Origin of the sequence: Pseudoglutamicibacter albus (assembly GCF_022346425.1) — a bacterium.
GTDB classification, from domain to species: domain Bacteria; phylum Actinomycetota; class Actinomycetes; order Actinomycetales; family Micrococcaceae; genus Pseudoglutamicibacter; species Pseudoglutamicibacter albus.
In genome coordinates, this window is sequence record NZ_JAKRCW010000013.1 from 1 (window position 1) to 12,849 (window position 12,849).

Annotated in this window: 15 protein-coding genes; 2 read left to right on the forward strand and 13 right to left on the reverse strand. The window is 59.2% G+C overall.

What is annotated here, in order from left to right:
- Together MHJ63_RS08045 and nucS are read left to right on the forward strand one after the other, a co-directional pair.
- The coding region (locus tag MHJ63_RS08045) for an AI-2E family transporter (protein WP_239446970.1) at positions 1 to 1,245 on the forward strand (1,245 nt) is incomplete at its 5' end.
- Between the two features lie 549 nt (positions 1,246 to 1,794).
- Positions 1,795 to 2,490: an endonuclease NucS gene (nucS, locus tag MHJ63_RS08050; protein WP_070490412.1), complete on the forward strand. Its 696-nt coding sequence runs from the start codon at positions 1,795 to 1,797 to the stop codon at positions 2,488 to 2,490.
- A 72-nt stretch (positions 2,491 to 2,562) separates the two neighbouring features.
- Here nucS and MHJ63_RS08055 read toward each other — a convergent pair whose 3' ends face one another.
- The 13 genes from MHJ63_RS08055 to MHJ63_RS08115 form a co-directional block, all read right to left on the reverse strand.
- Positions 2,563 to 3,006 (reverse strand): DUF2550 family protein, encoded by a 444-nt coding sequence (locus tag MHJ63_RS08055; RefSeq protein WP_035754605.1) that lies wholly within the window; start codon positions 3,004 to 3,006, stop codon positions 2,563 to 2,565.
- A 6-nt stretch (positions 3,007 to 3,012) separates the two neighbouring features.
- Positions 3,013 to 3,288, reverse strand: a complete 276-nt coding sequence (locus MHJ63_RS08060; protein ID WP_035754603.1) for a F0F1 ATP synthase subunit epsilon — start codon at positions 3,286 to 3,288, stop codon at positions 3,013 to 3,015.
- A gap of 2 nt (positions 3,289 to 3,290) precedes the next feature.
- Positions 3,291 to 4,748 carry a F0F1 ATP synthase subunit beta gene (gene atpD, locus MHJ63_RS08065; RefSeq protein WP_239446971.1) on the reverse strand — a complete coding sequence of 486 codons (1,458 nt, stop codon included), beginning with the start codon at positions 4,746 to 4,748 and terminating at the stop codon, positions 3,291 to 3,293.
- 48 nt (positions 4,749 to 4,796) lie between these two features.
- Positions 4,797 to 5,687: a F0F1 ATP synthase subunit gamma gene (locus MHJ63_RS08070; RefSeq protein ID WP_239446972.1), complete on the reverse strand. Its 891-nt coding sequence runs from the start codon at positions 5,685 to 5,687 to the stop codon at positions 4,797 to 4,799.
- Positions 5,688 to 5,771: 84 nt separating this feature from the next.
- Positions 5,772 to 7,409, reverse strand: a complete 1,638-nt coding sequence (gene atpA / locus MHJ63_RS08075; RefSeq protein WP_035754597.1) for a F0F1 ATP synthase subunit alpha — start codon at positions 7,407 to 7,409, stop codon at positions 5,772 to 5,774.
- Positions 7,410 to 7,500: 91 nt separating this feature from the next.
- Positions 7,501 to 8,313, reverse strand: coding sequence for a F0F1 ATP synthase subunit delta (locus MHJ63_RS08080; RefSeq protein WP_239446973.1), 813 nt, complete (start codon positions 8,311 to 8,313; stop codon positions 7,501 to 7,503).
- On the reverse strand, positions 8,313 to 8,858 hold the full coding sequence (locus tag MHJ63_RS08085) for a F0F1 ATP synthase subunit B (RefSeq protein ID WP_070490414.1): 546 nt from the start codon (positions 8,856 to 8,858) through the stop codon (positions 8,313 to 8,315). The genes MHJ63_RS08080 and MHJ63_RS08085 overlap by 1 nt, the downstream gene beginning before the upstream one ends.
- Before the next feature lie 82 nt (positions 8,859 to 8,940).
- Positions 8,941 to 9,153 (reverse strand): ATP synthase F0 subunit C, encoded by a 213-nt coding sequence (gene atpE, locus MHJ63_RS08090; RefSeq protein ID WP_035754591.1) that lies wholly within the window; start codon positions 9,151 to 9,153, stop codon positions 8,941 to 8,943.
- A gap of 110 nt (positions 9,154 to 9,263) precedes the next feature.
- Positions 9,264 to 10,073, reverse strand: coding sequence for a F0F1 ATP synthase subunit A (gene atpB, locus MHJ63_RS08095; RefSeq protein ID WP_035754589.1), 810 nt, complete (start codon positions 10,071 to 10,073; stop codon positions 9,264 to 9,266).
- Between the two features lie 95 nt (positions 10,074 to 10,168).
- Positions 10,169 to 10,423, reverse strand: coding sequence for a disulfide bond formation protein B (locus MHJ63_RS08100; RefSeq protein WP_141739803.1), 255 nt, complete (start codon positions 10,421 to 10,423; stop codon positions 10,169 to 10,171).
- Between the two features lie 13 nt (positions 10,424 to 10,436).
- Positions 10,437 to 10,871 carry a Cg1360 family ATP-synthase-associated protein gene (locus tag MHJ63_RS08105; RefSeq protein WP_070490416.1) on the reverse strand — a complete coding sequence of 145 codons (435 nt, stop codon included), beginning with the start codon at positions 10,869 to 10,871 and terminating at the stop codon, positions 10,437 to 10,439.
- Positions 10,872 to 12,020: an MraY family glycosyltransferase gene (locus MHJ63_RS08110; RefSeq protein ID WP_239446974.1), complete on the reverse strand. Its 1,149-nt coding sequence runs from the start codon at positions 12,018 to 12,020 to the stop codon at positions 10,872 to 10,874.
- Positions 12,017 to 12,847, reverse strand: coding sequence for an L-threonylcarbamoyladenylate synthase (locus MHJ63_RS08115; protein ID WP_239446983.1), 831 nt, complete (start codon positions 12,845 to 12,847; stop codon positions 12,017 to 12,019). The genes MHJ63_RS08110 and MHJ63_RS08115 overlap by 4 nt, the downstream gene beginning before the upstream one ends.
- Between the last annotated feature and the right edge of the window lie 2 nt (positions 12,848 to 12,849).

Below are 12,849 nucleotides of genomic sequence, written 5' to 3' on the forward strand. Positions count from 1 at the left end.
ATACCAGCCCCTACCCCTGCCCCCGCGGCGTCTGCACGGTTCCGCAAGTTTGTTCCGCACTGGCTAGGCCGCGCGCTCACCACCACGGATAGACCCTTACCCTATGATCCCGGGTCCCCGCAGGCCACCATCGATGGATCCGGTGCATCCAGCAATTCTGAAGCGGACGAAACCTCCAGCTCGGCGCTTGGAACAGCGAAAAGTTCGCCAGACAGCCCCGCACTCCAGACCCCCGTGAAGTCCGGTTTCGGTCTTGCAGTAGGTGTAGCGCTTGCCGTCATGGCGTGGCTGATACTGGCGGAGCTATCTCAGCTTTTGACGTGGATCGCGCTGGCATTGTTCATCGCGTTAGGCATGGACCCCATCGTGCGCTTCTTCGTATCCCGCGGGTGGCGGCGCTGGGTCGGTGTGCTCGTGGTCGTGCTCGTACTTCTCGCGTTCGTGGCTGGCTTCTTGAGTTTGCTGATCCCCGCGCTCATCACCCAGATCTCTGAGCTAACTCGACGCGCGCCCGCGATCCTTGATGACGTCACCGCCAAACCGATGGTTCAGAAACTGGATGCTCAGTTCCACCTCATCGACAAAGTCGGTGAAGAAGTCAGGTCCATCATCAACAGCCCTGACACCCTAGCGAATGTGATCAACGCCGGTAACTTTGTGGGTGAGTTCTTCTTCGGCACACTCATCGTGTTCGTTCTGGCAACCTATTTCTTGGCTTCGTTGCCACAACTGAAACTGTTTGTCTTCTCTTTCGCGCCGGCTTCCAGCAGACAGCGGGTCGCCGTGTTGTCAGAGAACATCACGCGTTCGGTAGGCAACTACGTCATGGGGCAAGCAACAGTCGCCATTGTCAACGCTTGCTTCTCGTTCATCCTGATGACGATCTTCGGGATCCCCTATTCGCTGCTACTTGCACTGTGTGTTGCGATGCTCGCATTCATTCCGCTCGTAGGTGGCGTGGCCGCGGGAACCTTGGTTGTGATTGTCTCTCTATTCTCGCTCAGCTGGCAGTCCACACTGCTGTACGCGATCCTCTACATCGTCTACCTGCAGGTAGAGGCCTACTTCATCTCGCCTAGGATCATGTCGCGTGCCGTCAAGGTTCCAGGCGCGGTGGTGGTGATCGCAGTGATCGCCGGTGGTGCGCTCTTCGGCGTGTTGGGTGCGCTCATGGCAATCCCGGTCGCTGCTGCCGCCATCACGCTGATCAAGGAAGTCTTCTTCCGCAGGCAAGACGCCCGCTAACCCAGATCGGGCCCTCCAGTGCAGCTACCGTCTCGGGTTCGCTAGCGCGGCCTCAACGACGCGGCGCGTGGTTCTCCCAGCATCTGCTATGCCAGTGGCGCCTGTCTGCTTGGGCGTCCGCGTCCGATCGTGAACCGTCCGCTCTCCACGCCACAATGTGTGCGATGCCCGGTGGTATCAGCTGATCACAGCCCGGGCAGCGGTAATGTTTACTCGCGCCATAGCCTGGTACTGCGCGCACATGCCATAGCCCGTCGCTGAAGTCCTGTAACGGTTCGTGGCCATAGTGAAGCCAGCCACTACTTGTATCTAAGTCCCATGCACGGGTCCGTACAGGGCGAGGGCCTCTGCGGGAGGCAGAAGAACGCGAACCCGAGATCCTGCGGCTTGCGCCACGAGCCTGCGGAGCTCTGCGGTTTTTACGTCCCACGCTGTTCTCCCCTCTTGGCCTAATCCTTGTGTGGCCCGACAACCTGCTACTACCCTACCGAGCCGCTCGCTCACCTGACCGGATGGAGACAAACACCCACGGGGGCTAAACTATCCACGATGCGACTTCTGATTGCTACATGCGCTGTTGATTACACGGGGCGGCTGAACGCCCACCTCCCTAAAGCCAAGCGGCTCATCATGGTCAAAGCCGATGGCTCAGTGTTGATCCATAACGACGGCGGCTCGTATAAACCGCTGAACTGGATGAGCGCGCCTGTTCACACGCATGTGAGTGAACCTGATGAGGTGGATGCCGCAGAAGGTGTTGAGTCGATGTGGATTGTCCGCAACGCCAAGACCGGGGATGCGCTCACGATTCGCATCTATGAGGTGTTCGCCGATGACACGCATGAGTTTGGCGTGGATCCGGGCCTGATCAAGGATGGTGTTGAGGCTGATCTGCAGCGCCTCTTAGCCGAGCAGATCCATCTCATCGGCGACGGCGCGGCCCTGGTGCGCCGTGAGTACATGACCGCTATCGGGCCTGTCGATATTCTCGCGCGGGACGCTGACGGCGGCTATGTGGCGATCGAGCTGAAGCGTCGCGGTGAGATCGATGGTGTTGAGCAGTTGACGCGGTATCTTGAGCTGATGAACCGCGATCCCCATCTGGCGCCTGTCCGCGGGATCTTTGCCGCCCAGCTGATCAAACCTCAGGCCCGCACTCTCGCTGAGGACCGCGATATCGAATGTTTGGTCTTGGATTACGATGCGATGCGCGGCGTCGATGACGTCGAGTCGCGTCTGTTCTGAGCTCAGGCTCGCATAAACCCTCGCATGAAGCCGAGTGCTACCGTTCCGGCCCACTGTCGGCGGCCTTCTGTACTAATTTGATGGCGATTGACGCCAGGTCCCCATACCGGCAACCGGTCCGGCTTCAACCCATGAGGCGAGGCCGGTGTAGTCGCCATAGCTCATCGCAAGATTGATCTGTTGCTCGCGGTTTTTGATCTCGACCACAACCCAGTCGGAGGGGAACCGTCCAGGCACCGTCTCGGACGGTTCCCACCCGAGCACTTGAATGTCCGGCCGTTGCAGCTTCAGCACTGGGATGGGGCTGACAGAAAAGAGGCGTAGAACATCGAGTCGATGGTCGCCGTATCTGCAGATGACGCGCGTCCAGCGCTCCTGTTCGTTGTGTAATGCACCTTTAAACGTGCCGAGGGTACGCCGCAACTGGTTGCGGCGTACCCTCATAGCAACGAAGTAGGCGCCGATCAGCACAAGAACGAGTACTCCAAGCAGGAGCAAGCCCTGTGCGATCGACATGGTGAATCAGGCTTCGGTCGAATCCACGAGCGACGCACGGTCAGCAACGATGGTCACTCGGTTCGAGTCGACCGAGAAGAAACCCCCAGCGGCCTGAATGTGGATGCGAGCGCCATCGACGGGCTCTACCTCCACGTCGCCGCTGGCCAGCAGAGCCATCAGTGGCGAGTGGAATGGCATGACACCAATCTCACCTTCCACCGTGGTTGCTTTCACGAAACGTGCCTCACCGGACCACACGTGGCGGTCTGCTGCGACAACTTCCACATCCAACGTAGCCATAATTACTTAGTGGCCTTCTCGATCTCGTGTGCCTGACGCTGTACGTCTTCCATGTCACCACAGTTGAAGAACGCCTGCTCTGGCAGGTGGTCGACGTCGCCGTCTGCGATCGCCTTGAAGCCTTCGATGGTGTCCTTGATCGGAACCGTCGAACCTTCAACACCGGTGAACTGCAGAGCAGTGTAGGTGTTCTGGGAGAGGAACTGCTGGATACGACGTGCGCGTGCAACGACGATCTTGTCTTCTTCCGAGAGCTCGTCAACACCGAGGATCGCGATGATGTCCTGGAGTTCCTTGTTCTTCTGCAAGATCTGCTTGACGCGGACAGCCGTGTCGTAGTGATCCTTACCCACGTACTGTGGGTCCAGAATGCGGGAGGTCGAGGTCAACGGATCCACAGCTGGGTACAGACCACGCGAGGCGATCTCACGGGAGAGCTCAGTGGTTGCATCCAAGTGCGCGAACGTGGTTGCTGGCGCCGGGTCGGTGTAGTCATCCGCAGGGACGTAAATCGCCTGCATCGAGGTAATCGAGTGACCACGGGTCGAGGTAATGCGTTCCTGCAGCAGACCCATCTCGTCAGCGAGGTTCGGCTGGTAACCCACTGCGGAAGGCATACGGCCCAGAAGGGTCGAAACCTCGGAACCTGCCTGGGTGAAGCGGAAGATGTTGTCGATGAAGAGCAGAACGTCCTGGTTCTGCACGTCACGGAAGTATTCCGCCATGGTCAGGCCGGTCAGTGCAACACGCAGACGCGTGCCTGGTGGCTCGTCCATCTGGCCGAATACCAGTGCCGTGTCCTTAAGAACGCCGGCCTCTTCCATTTCAACCCAGAGGTCGTTACCTTCACGGGTGCGCTCACCAACGCCGGCGAATACCGAGGTACCACCGAAGTTGCGGGCAACACGGGTAATCATTTCCTGGATCAGAACGGTCTTACCAACACCAGCGCCACCGAACAGACCAATCTTTCCACCCTTGATGTAAGGGGTCAGAAGGTCAATAACCTTAATACCGGTTTCCAGCATCTCGGTTGCACCTTCAAGCTCTGCGAAGTGCGGAGGCTTACGGTGGATCGGCCAGTGGGCGTCGGCCTTGATTTCGTCCTGCTCAACGTCGAGGGATTCACCCAGAACGTTGAAGATGTGGCCCTTGACACCGTCGCCAACTGGCACGGAGATCGGAGCTCCGGTGTCCTGTACGGTGGTGCCGCGAACCAGGCCGTCGGTGGTCTGCAGGGAAATTGCACGAACGAGGTTGTCACCCAGGTGCTGGGAGGTCTCGAACGTGATCTTACGGGTCTCGCCTGCGAGGGTGACCTCACAGGTCAGTGCGTTGTAGATCGCTGGGATCGCGTCAGCCGGGAACTCGACGTCCACGACCGGACCGATCACGCGAGCGATGCGGCCGGTTGCGCCCGGCGTCGCGGTCGCTGCCGCTTCGGTAACTTGAGCAGTCATGTCTCTCACTTCGCTGTTATAGCTGGGGTGGTCTTCGGTTGAGGGGTCTTAGCCGCCGAGCGAGTCGGCGCCTGCGACGATCTCCGTGAGCTCCTGCGTAATTTCTGCCTGGCGGGCGTTGTTACGCAGTCGCGTGTACTTCTCAATCAGTTCTTCTGCGTTGTCGCCTGCGTTCTTCATTGCACGCTGGCGAGCTGCAAGCTCGGATGCTGCAGCCTGCAACATGGCTGCGAAGATACGAGAGTCCAGGTAGCGCGGGAGCAGTGCGTCAAGCACCTGCTCTGGTTCCGGCTCGTAGTCGTAGAGCGGATGGAGTTCGGATTCGTCCTGAACTTCCTCTTCAACGACTTCGAGTGGAAGCAAACGGGTCACGTTTGGTTCCTGCGTCACCATGGACTTGAACTGGGTGTACACGAGGTGGATCTCGTCTACCCCACCGTTTTCGTATTCACGCTCGAAAGTTTCGAGCACGGCGGCGCCAATTTCTTGAGCAGTATCGAATTCAGGTGCGTCAGTGTTACCTGTCCACACTCGCTTATACTCGCGTCCGCGGAAGTCGTAGTACTGCTGAGCTTTGCGGCCCACCAGATATGCGTCTACTTCCTTGCCTTCTTCCTTCAGAGCTGTGATGAGCTCTTCCGCTTCCTTCATGATGGATGCGGAGTAGGAACCAGCCAGACCACGGTCGGAGGTGAACATCACTACAGCGGAACGCTTAGCGGTTTCCTTCTCACGGGTCAGTACGTGGTCGATTTCGGACTGCGAGGATACGGCAGATACAGCGCGAGTGATCGCATTGGCATAAGGCAGGGCTGCAGTAACGGCGTTACGCGCCTTGGTAATGCGCGAGGTCGCGATCAGCTCCATCGCCTTGAAGATCTTCTTCATCGAAGATGTCGATGCGATCTTCTGGCGGTAAACCCGGATTTGGGCTCCCATGGATGTCCTTTCATGCCCCGCTGGTGGTGGGCGGCGAACCTTCGAGGTTTCGCTGGTTCGCCGCCACCTTCAGCGGATGTGCGATCAGCGCTTCTGCTTGACGATCTGCTCCTGGTTGACGTCTTCGGCAGCCAGAGCGTCATGCTCTTCGTTGCCGGCAGTCACCAGGGTGTCGTGGCCTTCACCGAAGAAGCCACGCTTGAACTCGGTCACTGCAGATTCGAGCTCTGCAACAGTCGAGTCCTCGAGCTTGCCCGATTCTGCGATCGTGGTCAGGATCGAGGTGCGGTGGCGCAGGTTCTCCAGGAACTCGGTTTCGAAACGGTTGATGTCTTCAACCGGGACGTCGTCGAGGTAGCCGTTGGTACCTGCCCAGATGGAAGCGACCTGCTCTGGGACCGAGTACGGCTGGTACTGGCCCTGCTTGAGCAGCTCCATGAGGCGTGCACCGCGGGTCAGCTGCTGGCGGGATGCGGCATCGAGGTCCGATGCGAACATCGCGAACGCCTGCATGTCGCGGTACTGTGCCAAATCGAGCTTCAAGGTACCGGAAACCTTCTTCATAGCCTTGACCTGTGCGGCACCACCAACGCGGGAGACGGAGACACCCACGTCGACAGCTGGACGCTGGTTGGCGTTGAAGAGGTCGGACTGCAAGAAGATCTGACCGTCGGTAATGGAAATAACGTTCGTTGGAATGAACGCGGAAACGTCGTTTGCCTTGGTTTCGATGATCGGCAGGCCGGTCATCGAGCCGGCACCCATCTCGTCCGAGAGCTTCGCGCAACGCTCGAGCAAGCGGGAGTGCAGGTAGAAGACGTCACCTGGGTATGCTTCACGGCCCGGTGGGCGGCGCAGCAAAAGGGACACGGAACGGTAGGCTTCAGCCTGCTTCGAGAGGTCATCGAAGATGATGAGGACGTGCTTGCCGCCGTACATCCAGTGCTGACCGATTGCGGAACCCGCATATGGTGCGAGGTACTTGAAGCCTGCGGAGTCGGATGCTGGGGAAGCAACGATGGTGGTGTACTCCATCGCGCCGTGCTCTTCCAGGGTGGACTTCACAGCCGCGATCGTGGACGCCTTCTGGCCGATTGCGACGTAGACGCAACGGACCTGCTTGGTGACGTCACCGGATGCCCAGTTTTCACGCTGGTTCAAGATGGTGTCGATCGCGATGGCGGTCTTACCGGTCTGGCGGTCGCCAATGATCAGCTGACGCTGGCCACGGCCGACAGGGATCATCGCGTCGATCGCCTTCAGGCCGGTCTGCAGCGGCTCATTAACCGACTGACGCTGGGTCACCGTTGGAGCCTGCAGTTCAAGCGCGCGACGGCCTTCAGCCTTGATCTCGCCCTGATCGTCAATTGGCTGACCCAGCGGGTCAACTACACGGCCCAGGAATTCGTCACCGACTGGCACGGAGAGAATCTCTCCGGTGCGGTGGACCTCCTGGCCCTCTTCAATACCTTCAAAGTCACCCAGGACAACAACACCGATTTCACGGCGGTCCAGGTTCTGGGCCAGGCCCAGGGTTCCGTCTTCAAAACGAACCAGTTCGTTCGCCATCACGGAGGGAAGACCCTCTACGTGGGCAATGCCGTCAGCTGCCGAGACAACGTGTCCGACCTCTACACGCTCTGCGGAATCCGGGGTGTAGGACTCTGCGAAGCTGTTGAGTGCGTTACGGACTTCCTCGGCATTGATGGTCAGCTCGGCCATCTGCCTCTCCCTGCTCTCTAGATTGGTGGTCCCTACCGGTTTCCGACCGGTCGTTGGGACGTCATGCTTTTAAAACTACTCGGTTGCGGACTTAGCTTGCGAGCTTGCGGCGCAAATCTGCCAGGCGGCTTGCAGCGGTTGCGTCAACCACTTCGTCGCCTACAACAATCCGGACGCCACCTACGACACTTGGGTCGATCACTTCGTTGAGGCGCAGTTCGCGACCGTACATCGAGTTCAGCCCGGCCTGCAGTCGCTCGCGTTGCGAATCGGTCAGCGGACGGGTCACACTCACCGTAGCGATGAAACGCTGCTGCCGGTGTGCCGCGATTTCAGCGAAACGCTCTACCAGTGCGGTAGGTCGCAAGCCGCGAGGATGAGATACCGCCTGCGCTAGCAGTGCGCGGGTCACATCAGAGGCTTGTGGTGCAAGCTTCTGTGCGAGCTCAACCTTCGCGTCGACTGGTGCTTGTGGATCAGTCAGAGCCCACTGGAGCTCGTGATCGGAAGCGACCAGTTCAACGAAACCGAGCAGCTCGGTCTGGAGTTTGTCCAGTCCAGCGGCGCCGTCTACCTTTTCGGCAACGGTCGTCGCGGTGATGGCGGCGACGAGTTCGAGGGTGTCGCCTAGGTCCCGTTCGGTGGAGAAGCGCGAGCGCGCCAGCCCCTCGAGGACCTCGCGAGCCTTATCACCGACACGTTCCCCAAAGAGGCTGCGTACCAGCGAAGCCCGGGCTTCCGGCTCCCGTGAAGGATCCGTCAGCGCACGACGCAAAGCTGCATTCTCGTCGATGACGTTCAGAGCGCCAAACAGATCGGTCGCCCACGAAAGCTCGGCAGTGGATGCCGAAGACTCGAGTGCTGCCAGCGCGTTCGCCAGCGCCTCGTTCGTCGCAGTTGCCATTAGTTCGACGCCCCCTGCTGCTGTGCTTCGAGATCAGCCAGGAAGCGGTCAACAACGCGCTGCGAGCGTGCGTCATCTTCAAGGGCTTCGCCGACAATCTTCGAAGCGAGGTCGGTTGCCAGCGAGCCAACCTCAGTGCGGAGGGAGGCCTGTGCTGCAACGCGCTCTGCCTGGATGCTGGCTTGCGCCTGCTCGGTGATGCGTGCTGCATCCTCAGCGGCCTTAGCCTTCATCTCAGCAAGGATCTGTGCACCTTCTGCGCGCGCTTCCTCACGGATGCGGTTTGCTTCGGTGCGGGCTTCCTGCAGCTGCTGCTGGTATTCAGCTTTGGCAGCTTCAGCTTCAGCCTGTGCGGCCTCAGCCTTCTGGATGCCACCTTCGATAGCGGCGGTGCGCTCCTCGAAGGTCTTCTCGAACATCGGGGTCGCTACCTTGCCGACGATGATCAGCAGAACCAGGAAGCCGACGAGGGTGACGAGCACCTCCCACCAGTTCGGCAGCAGCGGATTAGCGGCACCTGCCGCGAGGATCACTGCGTTATCCATGTTTCACCCGTCTTTCTTGCGTAATGGTCCATCAGCGTGGTTTTCCCTCACCCCTTAAGGGTTGGAAGGGGAATTCACGCGATTAGTTCCAGACGAACGCGAAGACGAGACCCAGAATTGCAAGTGCCTCGGTGAACGCCAGGCCCATGAAGGCGAGTGGCTGCAGCTTGTTCTGGAGTTCCGGCTGGCGTGCGACACCCTGGATGAAGGCAGCGAACACGAGGCCCACGCCAATACCACCACCGATGGCGGAGAGACCGTAGCCGATGGCGTTGAGGTTTCCGGAGATCTGCATGATTTTCCTTTCACGGTGTCCGCGGTTTGTGAACTGGTTTGTGGATCCACGGACAAGGGCGGATGGTTGTCCCTCTAGCGTCTCGCTACAGGGCAGTTTGTTGGATAGTGCTAGTGGGCTTCCGCGATCGAGCTCTGGATATACACCGCGGTCAGCAGGGCAAAGACATAAGCCTGCAGAACCATGATGAAGATCTCGAACAGGAACATACCTACTGCACCGATGAAGACGAGCACACCGAGTGGATATCCATACCACTCACCCATCTTCAGGAACATGAAGTTCATCGCTGAGCCAGCAAGCGCAACGATCATGTGACCCGAAAGCATGGTTGCGAACAGACGCAGCGAGTGCGTCATTGGACGAACCAAGAACGTCGAAACGATCTCGATCGGAATCACAAGGAAATAGAAAGGCCACGGCACACCCGATGGCATGAGTGCGACCTTGAAGTAGCCAATCCCGTGGGTCTTGAAACCCAGGTAGATCCAGTAGACGTACACGATGCCGGCTAGCGCGTACGCTGTACCGACGTGTGACGTGGTGGGCAGTTGGATGAAGGGCACAGCCCCCATCAGGTTGCTGACAAGGACAAACGCAAACAACGCCACCAGAAGCGGGGTGTATTTGCGGAACTCCTTTTCGCCGAGCATGTCACGGCCCACTGAGTTCCGGACGAAGGAGTAGAACCCTTCACCGAAGAACTGGAAGCGGCCTGGAATCATTTGACGCTTGCGTGCTGCAGCGACAAAGAACCACGAGAGGAGCAAAACAGTAAGCAGTACGACAAGCATCTGCTTGCCGAACCCGGTGCCGTATTCGGCGCCCCACGGGATGATCTCCGGAAGGTGGAGGTCATCGATGGTTGGTGGGATGAAACCGTCGGAACCGGCGGCTGTGGAAAGCGCAAGCGCGATCAACGCGTTTCCTCTCTAGAAGCTGTACGGCTGTCTCCGCACAAAGAATCATCGGGATGATCATCGTGGTATTCGGAGACTCGTGCTGGGGTGTGGCTTTATTTCAGGCGTCCGGCTTCCCTACGACGGTCAACGTGATGACGCCAAGCGATATAGAGCCCGGCCACGGCACCTAATCCGGCTCCTACGAAAAGCAGCCACGAACGGTCCAGGGCCATACCCGCCAACCATCCTATCAAACCGAAGGAGATGATCCCGCCGAGTAGATAGGTCACGTATTCGCGCACAGGATGTTCCGCAGCATCTGGTGGCCCATAGCCGCGCTGGGTCGAATTAAGCCTCTTTTTTGCCATTGTCACCACTTCGTTAGTTGTAGATCCGGAGACGGATTTTCATCATCGCCCACATCTCAGCAGCCTGCCAGGCGATGAACGCCCCCACTGCCCCTGCGATGGCCCATCCGCGTGAAAACCAGCTTTCATCCGGTTGGATGAAAAGCAAGAAACCGAAAGCTATCACCTTGATCACGTAGGTGATCATGAACGCCGCAAGAACGGCATCGGGCTTTCTCTTGCCAACCACGTGAGCTACGAGCAAGGAGATAGCAAAGAACACCATAACGACGGCCGCCGCGGCGAACGCTGAGAACGCGCCCGGGAACCTGGCGAAGACCGCCCCGAGGACAGTGATCACTACCGTTACAGCTGAGCCGGCAGCCGCGGAGTAAGCCAGCACCCTCAGCCACGGAAAGGCAATGGAATCCGAGGCTTCGGTGATGAGGTGCGGCTGTTGTTGCGACATCTAGACGCGGCCCTTCCTACGTATATGTAGCTTCCTGTGTTCAGCTTCAGTGCGATGGGCGAGCTTGCGACGGATCCACGGGTGGATCGTCAAGATCCCCGCCCCAAGCAACAGAAGGCCCCAGATCGGCAAGATGATCGGTGCGGGGACCCGGTTGATCAGGATGGCGCCGAACGCGACGATCGCGCTCCACAAATACAGCAACAAGACCGCGCCGCGATGCGTGTAGCCGCCGTCGATCAGCCGGTGATGCAGGTGTCCACGGTCTGCTGTGAAAGGTGAGCGTCCGCGTGCGGCACGCCGCAAAACCGAGAGGAACAAATCGACCAAAGGCAAGGCGATCACCGCGATCGGGAGCACGATCGGCATATATGCGGGGATGTTCCTGAAACGTTCACCATCAAGGGCACGCAAGTCTGCCGTGACAACAATCGTGGCAACAGCCATGACCAGCCCGATCATCATCGCACCGGACTCCCCCATGAAAATCTTGGCGGGGTTGAAATTATGGATCAAGAACCCAAGGGATGAACCCAACAGGATCGCCATCAGCAGCGCACCAAGGTTCGCGTGATCGTACTGATTGACCTGACGGGCAAGCGTATAGCAGTAGATGAAAAACGCGCTCGCGCCAATCGCTGCGATGCCGGCGGCGAGGCCGTCGAGACCGTCAACAAAGTTGATCGCGTTCATCATCATGATCATGAGGAACATCGCCGCACCGATCTGCCACACCGATGAATCGATCTGAACCCAACCGACCGGCAAAACCTCAAGCCTCACCCCGGAAACCGCCATGATGAATGAAGCCAACAGCTGACCTAGCAGCTTGTAGTACCACCGCAGTTCATACAGATCATCGGCGACCCCGACCACCAGGATCACGATGAGCGCCAGAACCAAGCCCGCCACCACATCGGGCCGGATGAACACGCCGGTCAGAAACGGTGCCTGAGCCGAGGCCGCCAACGCAACCAGGAACGCAACGATCATGGACACGCCACCGAGCTTAGGGATCTTCTCGGAATGGACGTCACGGGCACGGACCGGGATATCGGCCATAGTGCGTTTACCTATGGCCCTCAGAACCGGAGTCAGCGTTGTAGACACCACGAACGCTAGAGCCGCGAGCAGAAGATAGACCCTCATGGTTTGGGCGTCTCCTCTGCCACGGTGTTTGATGCGGGTTCTGTGTCGGCTAGATCGGTACCGGCTGGTTCAGTGTTTGGTGCTGGTTCGGTGTTTGGTGCGGGGTTTCCGTCGATGTCGAGGATGCTCGGGTCCGCCTCACGCAGCTGTTCAACGCTCAACGCCCCGGCGCGCACAACCTTGGGTGGAGTGACCGTGTAGTCGACAATGGTCGATGGCGGGGCCGGCTCGGACTCGGACGGCGCGGATTCGGACAGCTCAGATCCGGACGCCTCATCCTCGTTGAATGCGGCGTCTTCTTTCGTTGCAGCACCCTCAAGGTAGACGGCTACCGAGTCCCCCAGCATCTCGTGTGCCTTCTGCGCGCTCATCGCGGCCGGCATCCCGGAACGGTTAGCGCTTGAGACCGCCAACGGGCCGGTCTGCGACAACAGTTCGAGCGCATCCTTGTGATCAGGCATCCGTAACGCAACAGTGCCCCGGGTCTCTCCGAGGTCCCACGTCAGGGAGGGTTGCGCCATCAAAATGAGGGTCAGTGCGCCCGGCCAGAACTTCTCGGCAACCGCGCTCGCCCCCTCTGGGATGTCCGTGGCAAGCCCCTGAAGTGTCTCGGGGCGTGGAATGAGCACGGGCGGTGGCATGTGACGCCCCCGCCCTTTAGCGGCCAGAAGGGTCGCGACAGCTTGTGGGCTGAAAGCGTCCGCTGCGACACCATAGACAGTGTCAGTGGGCATGACGACCAGACCCCTAGCGCCGAGGGCCTCGGTTGCTCGCGCGATACCGTCAGCGCGCGCTTCAGGGTCGGTCAGATCATATGTAGTGCTCACTC

Excerpts from the sequence above, each read along its gene's own strand:
- nucS (WP_070490412.1), top strand. The coding sequence starts at position 1,795 with ATGCGACTTCTGATTGCTACATGCGCTGTTGATTACACGGGGCGGCTG.
- MHJ63_RS08055 (WP_035754605.1), bottom strand. The coding sequence starts at position 3,006 with ATGTCGATCGCACAGGGCTTGCTCCTGCTTGGAGTACTCGTTCTTGTG.
- MHJ63_RS08060 (WP_035754603.1), bottom strand. The coding sequence starts at position 3,288 with ATGGCTACGTTGGATGTGGAAGTTGTCGCAGCAGACCGCCACGTGTGG.
- atpD (WP_239446971.1), bottom strand. The coding sequence starts at position 4,748 with ATGACTGCTCAAGTTACCGAAGCGGCAGCGACCGCGACGCCGGGCGCA.
- MHJ63_RS08070 (WP_239446972.1), bottom strand. The coding sequence starts at position 5,687 with ATGGGAGCCCAAATCCGGGTTTACCGCCAGAAGATCGCATCGACATCT.
- atpA (WP_035754597.1), bottom strand. The coding sequence starts at position 7,409 with ATGGCCGAGCTGACCATCAATGCCGAGGAAGTCCGTAACGCACTCAAC.
- MHJ63_RS08080 (WP_239446973.1), bottom strand. The coding sequence starts at position 8,313 with ATGGCAACTGCGACGAACGAGGCGCTGGCGAACGCGCTGGCAGCACTC.
- MHJ63_RS08085 (WP_070490414.1), bottom strand. The coding sequence starts at position 8,858 with ATGGATAACGCAGTGATCCTCGCGGCAGGTGCCGCTAATCCGCTGCTG.
- atpE (WP_035754591.1), bottom strand. The coding sequence starts at position 9,153 with ATGCAGATCTCCGGAAACCTCAACGCCATCGGCTACGGTCTCTCCGCC.
- MHJ63_RS08100 (WP_141739803.1), bottom strand. The coding sequence starts at position 10,423 with ATGGCAAAAAAGAGGCTTAATTCGACCCAGCGCGGCTATGGGCCACCA.
- MHJ63_RS08105 (WP_070490416.1), bottom strand. The coding sequence starts at position 10,871 with ATGTCGCAACAACAGCCGCACCTCATCACCGAAGCCTCGGATTCCATT.
- MHJ63_RS08110 (WP_239446974.1), bottom strand. The coding sequence starts at position 12,020 with ATGAGGGTCTATCTTCTGCTCGCGGCTCTAGCGTTCGTGGTGTCTACA.